General features: G+C 42.2%; 17 protein-coding genes. 9 read left to right on the forward strand and 8 right to left on the reverse strand.

Annotation, left to right across the window (positions count from 1 at the left end):
• Window positions 1–109: 109 nt before the first annotated feature.
• Window positions 110–1,195 (forward strand): glutaminyl-peptide cyclotransferase, encoded by a 1,086-nt coding sequence (locus N2K84_RS01880; protein WP_282590066.1) that lies wholly within the window; start codon window positions 110–112, stop codon window positions 1,193–1,195.
• Here N2K84_RS01880 and ruvB read toward each other — a convergent pair.
• The 5 genes from ruvB to N2K84_RS01905 all read right to left on the reverse strand — a co-directional run bounded on the left by ruvB (window position 1,170) and on the right by N2K84_RS01905 (window position 8,408).
• Window positions 1,170–2,192 (reverse strand): Holliday junction branch migration DNA helicase RuvB, encoded by a 1,023-nt coding sequence (ruvB, locus tag N2K84_RS01885; protein ID WP_282590067.1) that lies wholly within the window; start codon window positions 2,190–2,192, stop codon window positions 1,170–1,172. The genes N2K84_RS01880 and ruvB overlap by 26 nt on opposite strands.
• Window positions 2,193–2,279: 87 nt before the next feature.
• On the reverse strand, window positions 2,280–3,635 hold the full coding sequence (locus tag N2K84_RS01890) for a TolC family protein (protein WP_282590068.1): 1,356 nt from the start codon (window positions 3,633–3,635) through the stop codon (window positions 2,280–2,282).
• Complete coding sequence (locus N2K84_RS01895) at window positions 3,607–6,660, reverse strand: efflux RND transporter permease subunit (protein WP_282590069.1); 3,054 nt, start codon at window positions 6,658–6,660, stop codon at window positions 3,607–3,609. Before N2K84_RS01895 ends, N2K84_RS01890 begins: the two co-directional genes overlap by 29 nt.
• A gap of 6 nt (window positions 6,661–6,666) precedes the next feature.
• Window positions 6,667–7,770 (reverse strand): efflux RND transporter periplasmic adaptor subunit, encoded by a 1,104-nt coding sequence (locus tag N2K84_RS01900; RefSeq protein WP_282590070.1) that lies wholly within the window; start codon window positions 7,768–7,770, stop codon window positions 6,667–6,669.
• Window positions 7,771–8,021: 251 nt separating this feature from the next.
• Window positions 8,022–8,408, reverse strand: coding sequence for a response regulator (locus N2K84_RS01905; protein WP_282590071.1), 387 nt, complete (start codon window positions 8,406–8,408; stop codon window positions 8,022–8,024).
• 505 nt (window positions 8,409–8,913) lie between these two features.
• On the opposite strand from N2K84_RS01905, the gene N2K84_RS01910 reads away from it, so the two are divergent.
• From N2K84_RS01910 to uvrC, 6 genes are read left to right on the forward strand one after another with little or no spacing between them, the layout of a single operon-like run.
• Window positions 8,914–12,186 carry a DUF4175 family protein gene (locus N2K84_RS01910; protein WP_282590072.1) on the forward strand — a complete coding sequence of 1,091 codons (3,273 nt, stop codon included), beginning with the start codon at window positions 8,914–8,916 and terminating at the stop codon, window positions 12,184–12,186.
• A 3-nt stretch (window positions 12,187–12,189) separates the two neighbouring features.
• Window positions 12,190–12,609, forward strand: a complete 420-nt coding sequence (locus N2K84_RS01915; protein ID WP_282590073.1) for an ATP-binding protein — start codon at window positions 12,190–12,192, stop codon at window positions 12,607–12,609.
• Window positions 12,587–13,000 (forward strand): rRNA maturation RNase YbeY, encoded by a 414-nt coding sequence (gene ybeY, locus N2K84_RS01920; protein WP_282590074.1) that lies wholly within the window; start codon window positions 12,587–12,589, stop codon window positions 12,998–13,000. Before N2K84_RS01915 ends, ybeY begins: the two co-directional genes overlap by 23 nt.
• Window positions 13,001–13,052: 52 nt before the next feature.
• On the forward strand, window positions 13,053–14,930 hold the full coding sequence (gene mnmG / locus N2K84_RS01925; protein ID WP_282590075.1) for a tRNA uridine-5-carboxymethylaminomethyl(34) synthesis enzyme MnmG: 1,878 nt from the start codon (window positions 13,053–13,055) through the stop codon (window positions 14,928–14,930).
• A gap of 30 nt (window positions 14,931–14,960) precedes the next feature.
• The gene (locus tag N2K84_RS01930; protein WP_282590076.1) at window positions 14,961–15,479 is read left to right on the forward strand and encodes an adenine phosphoribosyltransferase; all 519 of its coding nucleotides are present in this window, start codon (window positions 14,961–14,963) and stop codon (window positions 15,477–15,479) included.
• 41 nt (window positions 15,480–15,520) lie between these two features.
• Window positions 15,521–17,314 carry an excinuclease ABC subunit UvrC gene (gene uvrC, locus N2K84_RS01935; protein ID WP_282590077.1) on the forward strand — a complete coding sequence of 598 codons (1,794 nt, stop codon included), beginning with the start codon at window positions 15,521–15,523 and terminating at the stop codon, window positions 17,312–17,314.
• A gap of 64 nt (window positions 17,315–17,378) precedes the next feature.
• Here the strand turns inward: uvrC and rsgA are convergent, their stop codons facing one another.
• On the reverse strand, window positions 17,379–18,323 hold the full coding sequence (gene rsgA, locus N2K84_RS01940) for a ribosome small subunit-dependent GTPase A (protein WP_282590078.1): 945 nt from the start codon (window positions 18,321–18,323) through the stop codon (window positions 17,379–17,381).
• 68 nt (window positions 18,324–18,391) lie between these two features.
• On the opposite strand from rsgA, the gene N2K84_RS01945 reads away from it, so the two are divergent.
• Together N2K84_RS01945 and N2K84_RS01950 are read left to right on the forward strand one after the other, a co-directional pair.
• Window positions 18,392–19,159, forward strand: coding sequence for an exodeoxyribonuclease III (locus N2K84_RS01945; RefSeq protein ID WP_282590079.1), 768 nt, complete (start codon window positions 18,392–18,394; stop codon window positions 19,157–19,159).
• Window positions 19,156–20,184 carry a DUF4421 family protein gene (locus tag N2K84_RS01950; protein WP_282590080.1) on the forward strand — a complete coding sequence of 343 codons (1,029 nt, stop codon included), beginning with the start codon at window positions 19,156–19,158 and terminating at the stop codon, window positions 20,182–20,184. The genes N2K84_RS01945 and N2K84_RS01950 overlap by 4 nt, the downstream gene beginning before the upstream one ends.
• Window positions 20,185–20,229: 45 nt before the next feature.
• Here N2K84_RS01950 and tdh read toward each other — a convergent pair whose 3' ends face one another.
• Together tdh and N2K84_RS01960 are read right to left on the reverse strand one after the other, a co-directional pair.
• Complete coding sequence (gene tdh, locus N2K84_RS01955) at window positions 20,230–21,258, reverse strand: L-threonine 3-dehydrogenase (protein ID WP_282590081.1); 1,029 nt, start codon at window positions 21,256–21,258, stop codon at window positions 20,230–20,232.
• A gap of 113 nt (window positions 21,259–21,371) precedes the next feature.
• Window positions 21,372–23,207, reverse strand: coding sequence for a TonB-dependent receptor plug domain-containing protein (locus tag N2K84_RS01960; protein ID WP_282590082.1), 1,836 nt, complete (start codon window positions 23,205–23,207; stop codon window positions 21,372–21,374).
• Between the last annotated feature and the right edge of the window lie 29 nt (window positions 23,208–23,236).

Here is a 23,236-nt window from a genome sequence, read left to right on the forward strand (position 1 = left end):
TTTTCTCCAAAGATAGCTATTCACATATAGCTACGTTTTAAAAACGAACTGAATTACCCCCAGCTTTTAAGATTTAATTATTTTTAGAGCGGAAATAAAAACGAACAAAATGAAACTCAGAATTTTCAGCATACTGTTTATCTCGTTGCTCTTTCTAAGCGCTTTTTCGTGTACCAACAGCCCTAAAAAATCGCGCAAACCGGTCGCCCAGATCAGCCTCTCGCCTAAAAAGAAAAACTTGGTGGCCGGCGATTCAATCAACATTCAAATCACTATAAAGCTGAAAGACGGTTCGTTACAAAAAGCCGAACTTTACCTGGACAATGAACTGGTAAAAACTTCCGGCGACATCAATTTTCAGTATGCCATTCCAAAGCTGCAATCGCTCGGAAAACACCAGCTTAAAATTGTCGCCACCAAAACAGATGGGGTAGAAGGAGTTAATTTTCAAACCTTCGAGGTACTTTCGGACACTCAACCTGAACAGTTAACCTACGAAATTGTAAGCACTTACCCACACAGCACCGAACATTTCACCCAAGGTTTGGAAATATACAACAACGAATTTTACGAGAGTACGGGAGAAAACGGCAAATCGGGCATCTTCAAATTTGATTTGCAAACCGGAAAAGTTTTAAAAGAAGTTAAACTGGAAGACCGCTATTTTGGCGAAGGAATCACCATTTTCGACAATAAAATTTATCAACTGACCTACAAAGCCCAAAAAGGTTTTATTTATGAGCTGAACACCTTTGCCCGGGTGGATAGTTTTCGTTACGAAACGACGGAAGGGTGGGGGCTGACGCATGACAACACGAACCTGATCAAAACCGACGGTTCGGAGTTTATTCATTTTATTGATCCGGCCAGTATGCAGGTAGTCAACATAATACCAGTTTACGACGATAAAGGCCCGGTAAAATATCTGAATGAACTGGAGTTTTATGACGGGCATCTGTATGCCAACATTTGGACAACCAATTTCGCTGTGAAAATTGATCCCGAAACCGGTAAAGTGCTGGCTAAGATTGATTTTGACGGCCTGCTATCGGTTATGTACAACCCGGATAACCGGATCGACGTGCTGAACGGGATTGCCATCAATAAAAACAACGGCAAAATGTATGTTACCGGTAAACTATGGCCTAAACTGTTCGAAGTAAAACTGGTTAAAAAAGACCCGGGTTGTCGTTAAATTTCACAATTCCCAAATGTTTGTATGCCAATTCGGTCGCCTCACGGCCACGCGGAGTCCGTTTAATAAATCCCTCCTTTATCAGGAAGGGTTCATACACTTCTTCGATGGTGCCGCTGTCTTCACCAACGGCAGTGGCAATGGTGGTTAGTCCAACCGGACCGCCTTTAAATTTATCGATGATGGTTCGCAGTATTTTATTGTCCATTTCATCCAGTCCATGCTTGTCAATATTCAGGGCTTCAAGCGAATACTGCGTAATTTCAATATCAATCCGCCCATTTCCTTTCACCTGGGCAAAGTCGCGCACGCGGCGCAACAAAGCATTCACAATACGGGGTGTTCCTCGGCTTCGCGAAGCAATTTCGATGGCTGCCCTTTCATCAATTTCAACTTTTAAAATGTGTGCCGACCGCTTGACAATTCCGGTGAGTATTTTCAGATCGTAATATTCGAAATGGGCTTTAATGCCAAAACGGGCCCTCAGTGGACTGGTGAGCAAACCCGAGCGGGTAGTTGCTCCAATCAGGGTAAACGGATTTAATTCGAGCTGAATAGAGCGTGCACTAGGCCCTTTATCGATCATGATATCGATTTTGTAGTCCTCCATAGCCGAGTACAGATATTCCTCCACAATGGGGCTTAAACGGTGTATTTCGTCGATAAAAAGCACGTCGCGCTCATCCAGGTTGGTGAGCAGACCGGCCAAATCGCCGGGTTTGTCCAACACCGGGCCGGAAGTAAGCTTTAAACTCACCCCCAATTCATTGGAAATTATGTTGGAAAGCGTGGTTTTTCCAAGTCCCGGGGGACCAAACAGCAAGACGTGGTCCAGTGCTTCGCCGCGCATTTTGGCGGCCTGGACAAATACCTTCAGGTTTTCGACAATCTGTGCCTGCCCTTTAAAATCGTCAAAAGACAACGGCCGCAACTGGCGGTCGAAATCCATATCCTTTTCAGAAAATGATTGATTGTGAAGATCTATCTGATCGGTCATAACACTTCGCTTAAACTTCAGCAAACAAAGATAGCTTTATTTACAAAGCGCCGAAAAATTAATCCAAAGGACTTATCCACCCGCAGATTACAGGTAGTCCATAATGTGACCGGAGATTTGGCGCAGGGATATTTCGGCCAGTTTGGTTTGGTATTGCACCGAAATCAGGCGTTCCTCTGCATCAAGCAAGCTTTTCTGCACTTCCCGCAGTTCCAGGCCTGAAAGACTCCCCAATTTGTATCGTTCCAGGGCTATTTCCAGGTTTTCGCGAGCCACGTTCAGGTTTTGCTCTTCCAGCCGGAGCAGTTGCAAGTTGTTCTCGTAGGCGTAATAAATGGTGATCAAATCGGCTTTTACCTGCTGTTCAACTTCCTGATACTGATATTTTTTGTTTTCTATTTCGATGGCCGCATTGGTTTTTTCACGACGCCGGTTGTAGCCGTCAAACAGGTCGATCCCCAGAGTAAGGCCGTAATTCATGCCGCTGGTGCGCTGGTTGAGCAACGAACTGGCTTCGAAGGTGTTGTACGCATATGAATAGCCGGAAGAAAAATTCAGATACGGATACGCACGCGAGGCAACCAGTTTATAATCCAATTCCGAAACAGCCTGATTACGTCCGGCAACCAGCAGGCTAGTGTTGTAGCTGAGTGTCAAATCAAGCAATTCATTGTAGGTCAGGCTGTCATCAATGCGTATGACAGAATCGGGCAGAATAATATTTGCTCCCAGATCGTCAGCTGCCATCAATTCGTTAAGCCGGATCTGCGAGGCTCGCAAAACTTCCTTTTGTTTGGCATAACGCGAGCTGTCAGCATTCAGGTAAACGATGGACTGAAGTAGTTCCAAACGGGATGATGAGCCCAGCAAATAACGTTCTTCGTCGATGCGCACCCGTTCGCGCGATAGCGAAACGGCGTAGGCCAGGTTACTGTAAAGCCGTTGTTGCTGAACGTAGTAGTAATATTCCGAAACAATTTGGCTCACAAGACCTTCTACAGCCATCTGTGTATTTAGTTCACCGATTTGTTTTAGTTCGGATAACTTTTGATAAGTAGCCTGCACATTGAAACCCTCAAAAACCGTCCAGTTCAGATTGACTCCAGCACTTGCGGTAGTATTGTGAATGCCGCTGGTACTATTTTCAGAACCATCAGCCAGGTTCTGGTTGACTGTATTTAAAGTACCACTGTAACGGTTGGTCATATTCAAAGCAGGCAAAAATCCAGCATTTCCCCGGGTAAAATTATTGGCCGAAATTTCCTGCTGGTTACGAGTCACCAGAATGGAAAAATTGCGGTCCAAACCAGTGGTGATGCACCGGTTCAGATCGTAAATTTCCTGTGAAAATCCAGGTTTCAGCGCCAATGACACCAGTAAAAGTACAAACGTATATCGTGTGAAAGGCCGGAATTTAAAAAGCCTGCTGTAGTTCAATTTCATTACCAATGGTTTTTGTTTCGCTTGAAATGATCAGATAGATTGCCGGAACCACGTAAAGGGTAAGCAGGGTAGAGAGGGTCATCCCACCAACAACGGCAACCCCCATGGCCACGCGACTTTGTGCACCTTCGCCCCAGCCCAGCGCCAACGGAAGAATACCCAAAATAGTGGACAGACTGGTCATCAAAATAGGACGGAAGCGGGCCGATGCTGCATACCAGATGGCTTCGCGCTTGTTCATACCGGCGTTTTTACGCTGATTGGCAAATTCCACAATCAAAATACCGTTTTTCGATACCAGTCCTACCAGCATAATAATGCCAATCTGGCTGAAAATATTCATGGTTATATCGAAATACCACATGAAAAACATGGCGCCTGTGAGTGCAAACGGCACAGTCATCATCACAATGATCGGATCTTTAAAACTTTCAAACTGGGCAGAAAGAACCAGAAAAATAAGGACGATGGCCAGCAAAAAAGCAAACATGAGGCTGGAAGAACTTTCCATAAAATCTTTCGAGTCGCCGGCCAGGGCCGTACGAAAACTATCGTCGAGTACATTGGCGGCAATTTTATCCATTTCTTCCAGTCCCTGGCTGATGGTTTTCCCCTGAGCCAAGCCAGCTGAAATGGTTGCTGCCACAAAGCGGTTATAGCGGTATAATTGTGGTGGGGCAGTGGCCTCCTTCAGCGTCACAAAATTATCGAGCTGTACCATTTGTCCACCGTTATTACGAACGTACAACGACTTAAGGTCGAGGGGCTTATTGCGGTTTTCACGCGCCAGTTCGCCCAAAATCTGGTACTGTTTTCCATTCATAATGAAATAGCCAAAACGCTGGCCACTAAGCGCCAACTGAAGTGTTTGCCCAATGTTTTGAGTGGAAACCCCCAGCAAATTGGCTTTGTCACGATTAATCTCAATCTGAAGTTCAGGCTTTGTAAATTTGAGGTTTACATCGGCCATTTCGAAGGTAGGATTGTCATACACCTGAGCCATAAATTCGGGTAGTATTTCACGCAGTTTTTCAATACCAGGCGCCTGTAAAACATACTGAATGGGCATTCCAGCGCGCCTTCCTCCAAAGGTAGATTGCTGCATAACGGTTGCCCGCGCCTTGGTTTTTTTGCGCAGTTCAGCTGTCAGTTGAGCGGCAATTTCCTGCTGCGAACGTTCCCGCTCAGAGGGAGGGATCATCACCACCCGCACAAAACTCCAGCCGCTACGAACCATGGTTGTAACCTTATCCTGTTCGGGTACCAATCGGTCAACCACTTTACCCAACTCTTCGATATACGAATGATTAAATTCATAGGTAGCGCCTTCAGGCGAAGTAACATTGATGTTTACCTGAGAACGGTCTTCGAGTGGCGCCATTTCGGACGGAATATTCTTCCACAAAATATAAATTGACAATACCGAAGCAAGCAAAATGATCATAGCCAGGTAACGGTGGTTAAGAAACGTATTTAGCGATTGTTGATACGCTCTGTTCAGGGCTACAAAAAATTTCTCGGTGAAATAATATGTTTTACTTCGTTTATGCCTGGTTTTTAACAGCTTGGTTGAAAGCATCGGAGTAAGCGTAAGCGCCACAAAAGAAGAAATAGCTACGGCGCCGGCAATCACGATACTGAATTCGCGAAACAGCCTTCCTGTCATTCCTTCGAGAAAAACGATGGGAAAGAACACCGCTATCAGGGTAATGGTGGTAGAAATAATGGCAAAAAAGATCTCGTTTGCCCCTTTAAATCCTGCTTCGAGCGGCGACATGCCACTTTCGATTTTCACATAAATGTTTTCCATCATCACAATGGCATCGTCAACCACCAGGCCAATTGACAAAACAATAGCCAGCAAAGTGAGCACATTGATGGAAAAGCCAGCCGCATACATGATGAAAAAAGAACCGACCAGCGAAACGGGAATCACTAAAATGGGGATGATGGTGGTTCTCCAGTCGCGCAAAAACACAAAAATGATAATAACAACCAGGAAAAAAGCCAGGTAAATGGTTGTTTCCACCTCTTTTATGGATGAACGGATATAGTCGGTATTATCAAAACCGATTTCAATCTGCACATCATCGGGAAGGTCCTTTTTGATGTATTCCAGGCGATCGTAGATTTCATCCACAATCTCAATATGATTGGCTCCAGGTTGCGGAACAATAACCGTGGCAACCATCGGGATGTTGTTCATTTTCATGATACCGCGTAAATCTTCCGGTCCCAGTTCGGCCCGTCCGATATCGCGCACCCGGATGATTTGGTCTCCGGTCTGACGAAGAATCAAACTATTAAATTCTTCGGGAGTGGTCATCAGCCCAAGGGCGCGGATCGTCAATTCAGTCGTGTTTCCTTCGATACTTCCTGCAGGAAGCTCCACATTTTCGCGCAAAATGGCATTACGCACATCAATGGGAGTCATTTGGTAACCAGCCAGTTTGGCCGGATCGAGCCAAATACGCATGGCATAACGCTTTTCGCCCCAAATACCAACGGCACTGACACCGGAAACAGTCTGTAACTGTTCCTTGAACGTCAGGTCGGCGATTTCAGATAATTCCAGCAATGAACGTTTCGGGCTTTTCACGGCAATCATCATGATCGGGCTGGCATCGGCATCAGCCTTTGAAACGATGGGAGGATCGCAATCACGAGGCAAAAAGCGTTGCGCTTGCGACACTTTATCGCGTACATCATTCGCCGCAGTTTCCATATCAACCGTCAGCTCAAATTCAACCGAAATATTACTGCTTCCCTGGCTGCTTCGACTGGTGAGCGTACGGATACCCGGAATACCGTTAATCGATTGTTCCAACGGTTCTGTAATCTGGGTTTCTACCACATCGGAATTGGCCCCCGGATACGAGGTGCGGACCGAAATGATGGGCGGATCAACACTCGGAAATTCCCGGACACCCAAATAAGTCATCCCAATGATGCCAAACAGGAGGATCACCAGGGATAATACCGTTGCCAATACCGGGCGTTTTATACTGGTGGATGATAAACTCATGATTGGTTACTGAATTTGATTGGTTACCAAGGTATCTAACTGAACAGAAATTCCTTGTCTCAGTTGCAGAATAGCTGTTGTGAGCAGTGTATCGCCAAACTGAAGACCTTCGCGTACCTGAATGTGCGACTCCGTACGCAAGCCAATTTTTATTCGGATTTCTTCGGCCCGGCCTTTTCGGTAAACAAACACTTTTTCTCCCTCCATTTCCGGAATGACTGCCTGTGTAGGAATAGAAATGGTGTTCTCTATTTGCGACAAACGTGCCCTTACGCTGGCAAAACGGCCGGGTTTAAGTTCTTCATTATTGTTCGGGTACATAGCGCGTACCGTGATGGTACGGGTATCGATATCCACTTTGGGATCAACGGCATAAACATTGGCCGTAAAAGCTTTCGGCTCACCATCCAATACAAATGAGATGGGAAAACCAGGACTTACTTCACCGGCATACCGTTCAGGAATAGAAAATTCAATTTTTAAGGGGCTTATTTTCACCAGCCTTACAATTTTTGTTTGCGTGGTAGCATAGGCACCTTCACTAATCATTCGCAAACCCACTATCCCATCAAAAGGAGCGCGTAATTCGGTTTCATCAATACGGGCTTCCAACAATTGAATATCAGCTTCCAGTGACTGAAGTTCAGTAGCCACCTGATCGTAACTTTCGCGGCTGATTGCATCCCGATCGAGCAGCTGTCGCTGCCGAAATTCCCGCTCTTCGGTGAGTTTTTTTTGTGCCTGAAGTTTTAAAAGTTGTGCCTGAAGTGGTTTGTCGTTAATCTTGGCCAGCAAGTCGCCGTTTTTTACACGCCGTCCTTCCGAAAAATAAATGCCCACTACTTTCCCTGAAGTTTCAAATGACAAATCAACTTCTTCGTCCGGAATCAGTGAACCGGTACTGTAAATCAGCTCATTCATGTTGGTAGGTACAATCACGTACCCGCTTGCAAAAGTAGGTTGACCAGCACCTCCCCGCATCATCGTTGAAGCTCTTAATTTTCCTTCGTCACCCGACTTAAACGCTTTTTTAATTTTTGGAAGGGCAATGATCCCTGCTAAAACAAGGATCGTTATAACGGTCAATATCAATCGGATCGATTTTTTCATTCAAAAAAACTAATGATAAATTTTTATTTGACTCTTTCTAAGTCAGAAGGTAAAAAGTGAAAGTAGTAGTTTTTTTCCTTTTTTTCTTTTCATTAGCAATTGTTAACAATACCGGATCTAAAAGGTAGATTAAAAAAGCTGAGATAGGAAAACTTAGGAAGAAATCCTTTTCCTAAAAATACGTGTAAGATGTAAGCATGGCTCAACTGAAATCATGCTGTATCGACTAAAAAAATGAGAGTTGAAAAGATTCAATAGATGCAAAGATCCTGAAAAATACGGTTGAGTTTTTCAATATCAAAAGGCTTGGCCATAAATTCATTCATGCCGTACGAAATGCATTTATCCCGGTCGTTATCCATCGTATTAGCCGTGATGGCAATAATTGGTGTTTGATCGGTAATGTTGTTTTCGATTTCGTGCTCCCGGATTTTAACGGTAGCTTCAAGTCCATCCATCACCGGCATCATGATATCCATCAGAATTACATCAAATTTACTGGTTTTAAAGGCTTCAAAAGCTTCCATACCATTATTGGCAATAGTAACCTGGTGGTTGTATTTTTTTAAGCTGAATGTTACAATCCTCTGATTCAACACATTATCTTCAACCAACAATATCGAAAGTTTGTCATTCATTGCAATTTATTAAAGAGCGCTCGATAGTTAATTCCAATTTCGTAAAAAAGGAAACCCAGTTAACACATCAAAATAGTATTACTATATATTTTTTAGTTTTTAAATAAAAGAATGAAACTAATAATAGCCTGTTGAAAGCGTGTAAAAGTTTTTTTCTCAATAGTTGCAAAAATATAAAAATCGATCTTATTTCTGTTTATAAACGATAAATTAACATCACTATTCCTTTGAAATCACTGATATTAGTGAAGTAATTAACAATTGTTGATAGTAGTTGTTTTTAGTATTTTGTTGTTCGTTCCAGATCCGATTTTGTGTTTATTTTTACTTCGTTTTTTTGGAGGAACTAGATTTGTATTTTTCAATCACAATGGTCTTTTAAAAAATTTGTTTCAATTTGGAAATTTGTTGTCAGAGATTTGTTTGTTTTATTTTAACAGGTATTGGAAAATAATTAACAGTTATTAGTTTTCATTCGTAACTGTGTATAAGTATTTTAAAAGAGATGACTAAAAACTATGAACAGCTTGTTGGTAAACTGGAAGAGTTTAGAAGGAAGTATTACTTTTTTCAGTTGCTTCGTGGTTTTATAGTAGCTATGCTGTTGCTAATTTGCTATTATTCAATAGTTTTGATATTTGAGTATTTTAGCTTTTCATCCGTTTTTATACGAAGTTTCTTGTTTATATTTTCCTTACTTTTTTCTATTGGGATTTTGGTTTGGTTTGTTTCTATTCCTGCTTTCAGATTAATTGGTCTTTTTAGTCCGATGTCTTTTAAGAAGACATCAAAGCTGATTAGCGATCATTTTCCGGATATTCAGGATCAGTTAATTAATATTTTGGAACTTGCAGAAGAAAGTTGTGAAAATCATGATTTAGTTTGGGCAAGTATTGATCAAAAAATTGAAGCCATTAAAGTTATTGACTTCTCTTCTATATATAATTTCAATCAACTACGTAATTTATTTTTCGGCTTAATCACTGCTACTATTTTGGTTGTGTTCTTGGCCAAAATTTTTCCAGGGTTATATGCTGAATCAGCATACCGGGTAGCACATTTTACGAAGTATTTTTCGAAGCCTGCGCCTTTTACATTTGTTTTACTTAACAAAGACTTAAAGGTTAAAAAGGGTGATGCCTTGAAATTGGAAATAAGGTGCGAGGGTAGGGAAGTGCCAGAAGTAATGTATATCAATATTGGCGGATCCAATTTCTTGATGGATTTTGATGGTGAATTATTTAGTTATCAATTAGACCAGGTTCATCATTCGTTTGATGTGTTTTTTACCGATTTAATGTACCTATCGGATAAGTATCACGTTGTAACACTACCAAGCCCTTCTGTTCTGAGTTATTCTGTTCAGATAGAGCCGCCAGCTTATACATTTTATACGCAGGAAATAATTCAGAACGCAGGTGATTTAAACGTTCCATATGGTTCTCGTTTGCGTTGGCGTTTTAAGGCAATTGATACGGATTCCTTGCTTATAAATTTTGATGATACCTGTCTGATTGCATCTTTGGATAAGAATGAGTTTTATGCTGAACGTACTGCTTTCAGAAATGAACCTTATTCTGTTTCGTTGATCAATTCCTATTTTACCAATCCCGATTTTTTGCATTTCAATATTCATATCATTCCGGATCGATTTCCTGAAATTGAAGTGGTTCAGTTAGCTGATTCAATGGATTATAATCGTTTCTATTTTAAGGGATTGATTCGGGACGATTACGGTTTTCACGATTTGTATTTTCAAATTTTTACTAATCAGGCCGATAGTATGATCTCTATCCCAATTCAGCAGAATCTTCAAGAACAAAACTTTTATTTTACGATAAGTTTCAGGGATTTATTACACTTGGGTCGGCATTTTAATTACCATTTTACAGTAAGCGATAACGATTATTTTCATCAGTATAAAAAGTCAAGTTCCAATACATTTCAGTATAATATTTTGTCTGAAGGTGAATTGATTCATGCTGTTAACAAGCAGTATGATAGTTTGGAAGACATGATGGAAAAGAGTTTTCAACTTAGCCAGGAATTAAATAAATCTATTGAAAACTTGCGTTTTAGGAGTTTAAATGAGCTTGGTTCTGAGTGGGAGAAACAACAAATAATTCAGGATATTCTCAACAGAAAGACGGCTCTTGAACAGTTAATTGACGAGATAAAAGGCGAACATTCTGATATGAACCGATTGTCCAATTCTTTTTCTGAAGAAAAGGAAGAAATCGTAAAAAAGCAACAACAAATTGAAGAATTGTTGGATGAAGTACTGAACGATGAATTGAGAAAATTGTTTGATGAGTTTAATAAGCTAGCTCAGGAATTTGATCAGCAGAAATTGGATGAATTAATGAATAATTCAGTGGCTCCGCTGGATGATCTGACTAAGCAACTTGAACGAAACTTACAAATGCTTAAGCGGATGAAAATTGAGCAACAACTCGAAAATGCTGTTCAGTTATTACATGAAATTTCTGATCAGGAAAACTTTATCAGTGAATCGATTAAAGAAGAGCGTGAATTAGAGAAATCATTACAGCGTGAACAGGATAATCAGAATTTGATTGAATCCATACGGGAGGAAATGAAGATGTCCCTGCAAATCAATGAATCGTTGGACAAACCCATGAACCTTTTTGATTTGGACCGTGAATTTCAGGGTATAAGTGAAAAATATTTAGATAATATAGAACATGTTGAAAATATGCGAATTAATAAGGCATCGAAAGGAATCGGAGAAAATTCCAGGCTGATTGAAAATTTGGGTTTTATGGTTCAACAAATGTTGGATAACAGCAGGGTAAAACAGAAAAGGGAGGATATTAATAATTTGCGGCAAATATTGGATAATCTGGTGTTTCTATCATTTAAGGTTGAAACTGTTTTGTCGGATCTTCGATCAGTGGGTTTCAATGATCCCCTTGTCAATCAATTAATGTTGGAACAGCATATTATACGTGATCAATCAAGTGTTGTTAAAGATTCGTTATATGCATTGGCTAAGCGTACACCAATGATTAGTGGTAAAATTAATGTTGAGTTGCTTAAGTTGGAGCAAGCGCTGAATCAGTCCATCGATTTTATGAGCGAAGGAAATATTAGTCATTCGATGCGGCACGAGCAAAGTGCATTGACCTCGGCTAATGAACTGGCCCTGTTTTTAAATGAGGCGCTCGAAAATTTGGAAAAACAGTTGTCAGAAGCCATGCCAGGAGATCAGGAATGCGATAAACCGGGTAGCGGTGGCAAGCTTGGTTTAAATATAATGAACGATGCGCAGCAGTCGTTAAAGGATCAGATGCAACAGCTCATTCAGCAAATGAAAGAAGGAAATTCGAAGGGCTTGAATGAGAATATTGGTCGTATGTTGGCTCAGCAGGAAATGTTACAACAGATGGTTCGGCAGGCGATTTTAGGGAATGAAGTCGGAAGTTCTGCTAAAGAACAACTTAGGCAGATTGAAACTCTTATTGAACAAAATAGACTTGATTTAATTCAGAAAAATTTGACTAACTCGATGGTCAGCCGGCAAAATTTGATTCTCGATAAGTTGTTGCAAGCTGAAAAAGCTGAGATGGAACGCGATATTGACGATGAAAGAGAATCGAAATCAGCAGACGAGAAATTTTTCAGTAACCCGGTGAAATATTTTGAGTATAAACAAACAGAGAAAATTAATCAGCAATATATTCAATATAATAGTTATAAATTGCGACAGTTTTATGATCAGAAATACAGACAGTATATTAATCAGCTAAACGACTAAATTTTGAAACGCGAACTACGCATACGATCCAGTTTGTCACAGTTGAAAGAAGTACATTCATTTCTTGAAGAAATTCTTCATGATGCCAAAATATCATCTGCCAGGAGTGGGTATATTAATCTGAGCGTTTGCGAGTCGGTTAACAATGCGATTTCTCACGGAAACAAACATGATGCTGAAAAATATGTAACTATTAGTGCTTGTCTGTCTCAAAATACACTGACAGTTGAAGTAATGGATGAAGGTGTAGGTTTCGACTTTCGGAAGCTGCCGGATCCAACGTCAAAAGAGAAAATAAAAAGTGAGGGTGGGAGAGGGCTTTTCATCATTCACAACCTGGTTGATCAGGTTAGCTTCAAAAATAACGGTACGATTATTCAATTAAAATTTAAACTAAATCGTGAGCATCAATTTTTATTATGAAGATGTTGCTGATCTTCATTTGGACAAAAAGCGGCTTAAAAACTGGATTACTTCAACCATCAAAGAAGAAGGAAAATTGCCGGCTGAATTGAGTTTTATTTTTTGCAGTGATCCTTATTTGCTCGAAATCAATAAGCAGTATCTCGATCATGATTATTTCACAGATATCATTACTTTCGATTATGTTGAAGGCAATTTGGTGTCTGGTGATATTTTTATTAGTTTGGATCGGGTTTCTGAAAATGCCGATACTTTTCGGGTTTCCTTTAGTGAAGAATTGAATCGTATTCTTATCCATGGTGTTTTGCATTTGTGCGGCTATGCTGACAAACTTCCCCAAGAGAAGGAAATAATGACACAAAAGGAAGACTTCTACCTGGACAAATTGTAACTTTTTCTTATTAAAGCTTTTCTATTAATTTTGTGGCTCAAAATATTTTATCATGCTACCGTATTATGATGTCATTGTAGTTGGGGGAGGACATGCAGGATGTGAGGCTGCCGCTGCTGCTGCTAATTTGGGTTCGAAAACATTGCTCATCACGATGGATATGGGTAAATACGCTCAAATGTCCTGTAATCCGGCTATTGGCGGGATTGCCAAAGGTCAAATTGTTCGCGAGATTGACGCTCTTGGAGGATATACCGGAATTATTACAGATCGTACTTCTATTCAATTCAGAATGCTCAACCGGTCAAAAGGACCAGCCATGTGGAGTCCGCGTTGCCAGAGCGACCGGATGCGTTTTTCTGAAATGTGGCGCAACGAGCTTGAGAAAATCAAAAATCTGGATCTTTGGCAGGATGCTGTTGTTCATTTATTGATCGAAAATGGAGAAGTACGTGGGGTGAAGACCCAGATCGGAGTTGAGTTTAAATCGAAAACGGTTATTTTAACTAATGGTACTTTTTTAAATGGATTGATGCATATTGGTCGGGCACAAATGGAAGGGGGCCGCATTGGCGAATCGTCTTCTTATTTTATAAGTGATCAGTTGGCTGAAGCTGGTTTTGTAACCGGGCGTTTAAAAACGGGTACACCTGTACGAATTGATGGAAGGACAATTGATTTTTCAAAATTGACAGAGCAAAAAGGGGATGAAGGTCATTACAAGTTCTCGTATTTGCCAAAAGAGAAATCCAGCTTACAGCAACGTAGCTGCTGGATTACCTACACCAACGAGGCCGTTCACAATGCGTTGGAGGAAGGTTTCAATGATTCACCGATGTATAATGGAACGATTCAAAGCACGGGTCCGCGTTATTGTCCGAGTATCGAGTCAAAGCTCGTCACTTTTTCTGAAAAACCCCAACATCAGTTGTTTCTTGAGCCCGAGGGTGAGACTACGATTGAATATTATCTGAATGGTTTTTCCTCTTCGCTTCCCTGGGATGTGCAGTACAAAGCCTTGCGTTTGATTCCCGGGCTCGAAAACGCCCGCATTTTTAGGCCTGGCTATGCTATTGAATACGATTATTTTGATCCCACACAACTCTATCATACCCTCGAAACAAAGCGTATTAAAAATTTGTTTTTTGCCGGGCAAATAAACGGAACAACCGGATATGAGGAGGCAGCGGCCCAAGGTTTGATGGCAGGGATAAATGCCCATCAAAAAGCAAATGGATTATCTGATTTTCGGTTAAGCAGGGATGAGGCTTATATCGGTGTTTTAATTGATGATTTGGTTACAAAGGGAGTTGATGAACCTTATCGGATGTTTACTTCACGTGCTGAATACCGTATTCTTTTACGGCAGGATGATGCAGATGCCCGTTTAACTCCGAAAGGTTTTGAATTAGGTTTGGCGAAGAAGGAGCGGATGGATTTATTGAATGAAAAAGTAAAACTTCGGGACGAAATCATTCAGTTTGTTTCCGATTTTTCAATAAAACCACAGTTTATAAATTCACTATTGGAAGATAAAAATACTTCTCCTCTTAAACAAGGTGTTAAACTTAAAGACATTATTTCGCGGCCTCAGTTATGCATTTTTGATCTGATTGAACCGATAGTCCCGTTTAAAAAATTTCTGAAAATAATACCGGCTGAACGTTTTAATGAGATTGTTGAATCAGCTGAAATCTTGATTAAATATTCTGGTTATATTGAGCGTGAGAAGTTAATGGCTGATAAATTTAACAGGCTTGAGCATATCAATATTGAGAATAAATTCGACTACGAAAGCCTGCATACGATATCAACCGAGGCCCGTCAAAAACTCACCAAAATACAACCGAAAACGATCGGGCAGGCAAGTCGCATTTCCGGTGTCAGTCCTGCTGATATCAATGTGCTATTAATCATGTTAGGGAGGTAATGTTCCACGTGGAACACAAAAAGAAGACCAATGAATTTAAAGAAATTTATCCGTGAAATTCCGGATTATCCCACGAAGGGAATTAGTTTTAAGGATATTACGACCTTATTGAAAGATAAGAATGCTTTTCAGGTGGTGGTGGATGAGATAAGTAATTACTTTAAAGAAAAGCAGATTACAAAGGTTGTTTCGCTGGAATCGCGAGGCTTTATTGTGGGTGGGGCCGTGGCTTATTGCTTACATGCCGGCTTTGTTCCTGCCCGGAAAAAAGGCAAATTACCTGTCGAAACCATCCATGAATCGTACGAGTTGGAATACGGAACGGACACCATTGAAATGCATCTGGATGCCCTGAATGAAGATGATGTGGTGCTTATTCATGACGACTTGTTGGCCACTGGGGGAACTGCTTTGGCTGCCTTGAAACTGGTCCGCCAAATGAATGTCAAACAGATTTATTTCTCGTTTATTTGCGATTTAAAGTTCATCGAAAACGGCAATAAGGAAATCCTTTCCAATTACGAAATGCATAGTTTGGTGGAATATTAATTTTTGATTTTGCCTTGAAATATTCCAGCACAAATAACCGGATGGATCACTTGAAAGAGTTGGTTTCCGTTCTACCTGATCAGCCGGGAATTTACCAGTATTTTGATAATGCGGGAAGAATTATCTATGTTGGAAAAGCTAAAAATTTAAAGAAGCGGGTTTCTTCTTACTTCTCCAAAAATCATGACAACCGGAAAACTGCCCTGCTTGTCCGTAATATTTACGACATCAAACACCTGGTTGTTGAAACGGAAGAGGATGCCCTGCTGCTTGAAAATAACCTGATCAAAAAGTACCAGCCGCGATACAATATCCGGTTGAAAGATGATAAAACCTATCCGTGGATTGTTGTCAAGAATGAACGCTTTCCGCGCGTGTTTCAAACACGCAATGTTTATCGGGATGGCTCAGCCTATTTTGGTCCCTACACTTCAGTTTTAGCGGTGCGTACCCTGCTCGATTTGTTTAAACGCTTGTATAAACTTCGCAATTGCAAATTCAATTTGTCCAAAGAGAATGTCGAAAGCGGGAAATTGAAGGTTTGTTTGGAATATCACATTGGGAACTGTTTGGGCCCTTGCGAAGGCTTGCAGGAGGAAACGGCGTACAATCAATACATCGATGAGATCAAAGATATCTTGAAGGGAAATATTTCAGGAGTGATCAAATATCTCCGCGAAATGATGAAAAAGTTGTCCGATGATTATCGGTTTGAGGAGGCGAACCAGGTGAAAGAAAAGCTGGTCATACTTGAAAAATTCCAGAATCGTTCAACCGTGGTCAGTTCCACGATCACTGATGTGGATGTTTTTGGAATCGATGTGGTGGAAAAATCAGCCTTCATCAATTACCTCAAAGTAATCAATGGGGCTATCGTGCAAACCTACACTACGGAAATAAAGAAAGCGCTCGACGAAACTCCGGAGGAATTGCTCGAATATGCCGTAGCCGATATTCGCCAGAAAATTTATTCGAATGCAAGAGAATTGCTCGTCCCTTTTAAGCCGTCAATCAAATTGGAGAATGTAATTTTCAGGGTACCGGTGAAAGGCGATAAGAAAAAACTGCTTGATTTATCGGTTCGGAATGCGAAATATTACCGGCTCGAAAAGGAAAAACAGTTGGCTTTGGCTAAACCACTGAAAAGTACTGATCGCATTTTGGAGACGATGAAAAAAGATCTCCAGTTGAAGGAATTGCCGGTCCGGATCGAATGTTTCGATAACTCGAATTTGCAGGGAACAAATCCGGTGGCTGCCTGTGTGGTTTTTAAAAATGGAAAACCTGCCAAAAGGGAATACCGGCATTTTAATGTAAAAACAGTGGAAGGCCCCAACGATTTTGCTTCGATGGAGGAAATTGTTTACCGGCGTTACAAACGTCAGATGGACGAAAGAAATCCGTTGCCACAGTTAATTGTTATTGATGGAGGGAAGGGACAATTGGGCATGGCCCTGAACGCACTCGAAAAATTAGGTTTGAGGGGTAAAATTGCAATCATTGGCATTGCGAAAAAATTGGAAGAAATATTTTTTCCCGGTGACTCGGTTCCGTTGTACCTGGATAAAAATTCAGAAACCTTAAAAGTGATTCAGCAAGCGCGGGATGAAGCCCATCGTTTTGGGATTACTTTTCACCGGCAGAAACGTTCGAAGAATTTTATCAAATCCGAATTGGAAGAAATTCCGGGAATAGGGGAGAAGACAATCCAGTTGCTCTTGCGTGAATTTAAAAGCCTTGAGAATCTGAAAAAACAACCCTATGATACAGTTGCCGCCCAAATAGGCGATTCTCGTGCCACCAAAATCTTTGATTATTTCAAGTTAAAGAGCTGATAAGTAAGATGATAACTTGTAATTTTAAGGTAATGTTTTCGGTCAGATTTTTTCTCCATCCAGCTTAACTTCGGTACTTCTCATCCGATTGAAGCAATCCGAGATACGAATAGTACCGGCTTTCTGCAATTTCATTGTCGAGGACAGCCCGTTTCACTTCGCAACCCGGTTCGTGGGTATGGGTGCAATTGTAGTACTGGCACTTTTCGAGTCGTTTAAAAATTTCGGGAAAATAATGGCCAATTTCTTCTTTTTCCATATCCAGCATCCCAAAACCTTTTATGCCGGGCGTATCGATGATGTACCCGCCAAAACTCAATTCAAACATTTCGGAGTAGGTGGTGGTGTGCTGACCGGTTTGGTGATAGTCCGAAATTTCTTTGGTTTTCAAATTTAATCCCGGTTCAACGCTGTTGATCAAGGTTGACTTTCCAACACCGGAGTGGCCCGAAAAAACATTGGTTTTATCGGTCATCCATTTTTTTAGCTGATTTAGTCCACTTTTTGTTTTGGTTGATGTCTTTAAGCATCGGTAGCCAATTTTTTCGTAAAGCTCAATCAGCTCATCCATTTGCCGGGTTTGTTCCGAATTGTAGCGGTCGGTTTTGTTGAAAATTAATGAGCAGGGAATACGATAAGCTTCAGCAGATGCCAGAAAACGATCGATAAAAGTGGTTGTGGTAACCGGGTAATTTATCGTAACAACCAGAAAAGCCTGGTCGATATTGGCCGCAATAATATGGGATTGTTTGGAGAGATTTGGTGATTTCCGGACAATATAATTCTTACGGTCAGTTATTTCGGTGATTAATCCAACTGGTTTGGCCGTTTCTTCTCCTTCCATTTCCAGATATTTAAACGTAACCCGGTCGCCCACAGCAATGGGATTCGTACTTTTGATATCCTTGATGCGGAAATTCCCCTTGATTTTGCAGTCGACGGTTTTGCCCGATTCTGTTTTTACACAGTACCAGCTTCCGGTGGATTTTATGACGATACCTGTATTCAATGGCTTTTTTTTGAATTAAAAAAATAAAGTATTTTCGGCTGATATTTCATTCAAAATTACAAAAAATTGTGAAACGTATTTTTTCCTATAATGTGAATGGCATTCGAGCAGCTTTAAAGAAGGATTTCTTAACATGGCTGCAATTGGCTAATCCCGATATTTTGTGTCTTCAGGAAACCAAAGCTCAGCCCGGACAGATGAGTGAAGAGGATTTTGAACGTCTGGGATATTCGTTTTATGCCCATTCTGCCGAGAGGCCGGGTTACAGTGGTGTTGCTATCCTGAGCAAAGAAAAACCGGTACAGGTAACTTATGGGATGGATAATAACAAATACGATACGGAAGGAAGGGTAGTGAGGGCCGATTTCAGCGGTTTTTCGGTCATTAGTGCCTATTTCCCTTCCGGAACTACCGGAGATGTCCGTCAAGACTTTAAAATGGAGTTTCTGGCCGATTTTCAGGCTTATTTAAATGAACTGCGGAAAGAGTATCCCCGATTGATTATTTCGGGCGATTACAACATCTGCCGTTTGTGGATTGATATTCACAATCCGGAGAAGCAGCAGAACACCTCTGGCTTTTTACCTGAAGAGCGGGAGTGGTTCCAAAAATTTGTGGAAGATGGATATGTGGATAGTTTTCGCGAGATAAACCAGGAACCGCATCACTATTCGTGGTGGAGCTACCGGGCAGGCTCGCGTGGTAAAAACAAAGGTTGGCGCATCGATTATAACATGGTAACAGAGGAATTGAAGTCAGCAATCAGAAATGCCGGCATTATGCCCGAGGCAGTGCATTCCGATCATTGTCCGGTTTGGGTGGAGATGGATTTATGAGAAAAATATGGATTGCCGGACTTATTATTCTGAATTCGTGGATTTCCTTTGCGGGTAAGAATGATTCTTGTTCAACAAATAAACTGGATCCGGATTATATTAAAACCTGTTACAACGATTTGGTTGTTCGGGTTTTTTCGGCCAACAAGAATAACTTTATCCAGTTTCACGACCAAAATGAGGGGGTTCGGTTGAAATACCGGCCAAATGACTATTATAACCTTGGAATTGGCTTTAATTACAAATGGTTTGGGCTGAAAATTGGCACCAAAATTCCCATGCTTTCCGGCGATGACCACCGATACGGAAAAACTACCAGCTTCGGCTTGCAGAGCTATATTTATTCGCGAAAGTTCACGCTCGATATTTTGGCTATCAAAACCCGGGGGTACTATTTGAGCGAGCTGGAGGAGGAAGGACTGGAGATTCCGGGTTTGGAACAGTATTATACCCGTCGTGATTTGATCACAAATAATTTCGGCATCAACTTCAATTATGTGGTAAACAACCGGCGCTTTTCGTATAAGGCGGCTTTCAAGCAAACGGATATCCAGTTAAAAAGTGCCGGATCATTGATTTATGGCGGCGGTGTTTACCTGATAACCGTTGAAGCTGATTCGGCTTTTGTACCTTCCGAAATTGGAAATCAATATTTTACGAATGGGCGGCAGCAGAACAATTTTGAAGCGTACACGCTGAATACCAATTTGGGATATGCTTATTCGCTGGTTCCATCGAAAAATTGGATTATTACCGGCTCCTATCGCTTTAGTTTGGGCCTTCAGCAAAATGTGTGGCATTTTACAGGTGAAGATACGGATCATCAGTTTAAGTTGAGCTGGAGTTCAGCATTTCAGCTTTCAGCCGGGCATTATTTCCCAAACTTTTACCTCGGGGCCTCGTTGGTGCGGTATCAGCAAAATTCAAAAATCCAGTATCGCGATATCAGTATTCTGAACGGGACGAATTTTATGGAGTTTACAATGAGTAAACGTATTCAACTGAAACGCAGGAAATCCCGCTAACTGAATTTTCCGCGTATTTACCGGAGTACATCGTTTTTTTAAGATTTATTCCCAGTCAAGAATGATTTTTCCGCATTTTCCCTGTTCCATGATGTCGAAAGCCTGCTGAAAATCGTCGGCATGCATGCGATGGGTGATGACCGGCGAAATATCCAGTCCGGTGGTTAGCATCATTTCCATGTGGTACCACGTTTCGTACATTTCTCTTCCATAGATACCTTTCAGTGTCAGTCCTTTAAAAATAAGTTTGCTCCAGTTGATCTTTGTATCAGAGGGCAGCAAACCCAGCAAAGAGATTTTTCCGCCGTTATACATGTTTTCAACCATATCGTTGAAGGCTATCGGCGAGCCGCTGCATTCCAGGCCGATATCGAAACCGGCCACCATGCCCAGTCGTCCCATTGCACTGCGGATATTGTCGTTCATGGGGTCGATCACTTTGGTGGCGCCCATTTTCCGGGCCAAATCGCGGCGGTATTTCGAGATATCCGTTCCCACAATATTTCGGGCACCGGCAAAACGGCAAACGGCTGCGGCCATGGCCCCAATTGGTCCGCCAATGCCTGTAATCAGCACATCTTCGCCCAAAAGCGGGAAGGAGAGGGCCGTGTGGGTGGCATTTCCCAACGGGTCCATAATCGCCATGATTTCGTCGGGGATACGCGCATCTACTTTCAGCACATTTTTGGCCGGTACGGAAATGTATTCGGCAAAACCACCGTCGCGGTTTACTCCGATGCCAATGGTGTTGTCGCAGATGTGTTGTCGCCCGCGGCGGCAGTTGCGGCAAAATCCGCACGAAATGTGGCCTTCCACGGTTACCCGCTCCCCCACGTGTACGCGGTCAACTTCAGAGCCGGTTTCAACCACTTCGCCCATGTATTCATGACCAATGATCACCGGCGTTTTGATCGTGTTCCGGGCCCATTCGTCCCACTTGTAGATATGAAGGTCTGTGCCGCAAATAGCGGCCTTTTTCACGCGGATCAACACATCATTGGGACCTACCGACGGTAACGGAACATTCTCCATCCATAGACCCCGTTCGGGTTTGCTTTTAACGATTGCTTTCATAAAATAATCCCTTGAAATAACCTCAGCAAGTTAAGGGCATTTCAAGGGAAAATCCAGAAGGAATATCATGTTTGATTTGTCGCCGCTGAAAAAATGTGCGCCTTTGCTTTCGATCAGAAATTCAAGTTGAGCCCGCTAAAAATAGTTGTTCGTGGCATAGGATAATAACGGTTGATAGCATATTGCTGGTCGAGCAGGTTTTCGCAGCTGACGAACCACTCGGCAAACCGGCTGGCTTTCCAGCTGAATTTGGCATCGACAACGGTGTAGCTTTCCAGATTCACAGTTGGGCTAACATCGTTGTCCATATCTGCAATTTGGCGTAGGCTGGCATTCAACTTGCATTTTTTCCAACGGTAAGTCGCCCCCAGGTACAGGTTGTGTTTGGGAGTCGAAACTACAGGATTTTTCATATCGATGTAACTGTAGCTGAGGTTGTAATCCAGGTTTTGCTTTGCTTTGCCGGTAATGGCTAGCTCAATCCCTTTGTTGTCAACTAGGCCCGAATTATACAGATTCCCCATTGTACCTGTCACAATCAGGTTATCGCCTTTCACATAGAAACCGGTCAGTTCAATATTCATTTTCGAATGGAAGAATGAACGATAAATGCCGGTTTCGTAGTTCATAATCTTTTCGGGTTGCAGATTGGGGTTGTGGTTCCACATGAATAGCTCGCGAATGGTGGGACTGCGAAAACCCTTCGAGATGTTTCCTTTCCAGCTTGTTTTCGAATCGATTTTCAGAGCGAAACCACCGGAAGGGATCCATTCGTTTCCATAGATTTTGTGGTCCTGAAGCCGAAGCCCGGCGTTCAACGTTAATTTTTTCGCCAGTGTTTGTTGGACAAATCCATATACACCGATTTCGTAAACCGTGGTGTCAGCGAAAACCATTCCCTGTCCGTTCATGGCTTTTGTATTTTCGGCCATCCCGCCGTACCGGATGTGGTCAATTCCTAGTGTTAAACTGTTTCCTTCAAAGAAGTGGAAAGCCTGAAAAAAGTTCACCCCATAATTGTTATCAGTAGAATGAAATCCGTCGGTAACATCATGTTCCCCAAAATTGTGGAAAAATTTGAGGCTTCCGGATGTTTTTTTGAAGGCGTTATCAACAGTAAGCGACCAGTATCCGCGCAAAATATCGAGTCCACTTCCGGGGATAGCATTCAGCGTATCCGGACCGGGATCGGTTGTTTTGAAATTAGCCAGGCTGATATCGGCGCTGGCCGATAAATGTTCGTTAAACTGGTAACCGGTTTTCAGGTAGCCATTGGTGATTTTGAAATCGGAGTTGTCGCGGTGCCCATCGGTCCGGTCATGGTTCACCGAACCAAAAAGGCTGAAGCCATTGTTCCGGTAACCGGCCGACCCGCTGTATTTTTGGGTGTTGTACGAGCCATAAAGCAGCATGGCTTTCCCGTTTATTCCATTTTGGTTTTGCTGGCGGGTAATGATGTTGATGACCCCGCCCATTGCGTTTGAACCGTACAAGGTGGACCCCGGCCCGCGGATGACCTCGACCCGCTCCACATCCGACGCAATGTAGCTGTCGGGCAGTGGATGGCCCATGATGCCCATAAACTGCGGATGCCCGTCAATCAGCATCAAAACGCCGGTGGTTGGGTTGCCGCCAATGCCGCGGATGGTAATTTGCCCGGCCGATCCGGTGGCAACGCCAAAACCGGTGATCCCGCGTTCGGTCACAAAAAGCCCGGGCACTTGTCCGCTAAGCAGGGGCAACAAGGCCGACTCGGTGCTTTCTGCAATTTGTTCGCGACTCACAACCGATATGGCCAGCGGTACGTTGTTCCGGTGAACTTTTACAGGCGTTCCGGTTACAACTACTTCTTCAATTTTAATCGTGTCGTTCAGTTGATTTTCAGTATGTTGGGCCCATCCAGAAAATACAGACACAAACACGATGGCACTTATTACGAGTTTCTTCATGGTAAATGTAGTGTTACGAAATACAACAT

Source organism: Gaoshiqia sediminis (genome assembly GCF_025907915.1).
GTDB lineage: Bacteria > Bacteroidota > Bacteroidia > Bacteroidales > Prolixibacteraceae > Gaoshiqia > Gaoshiqia sediminis.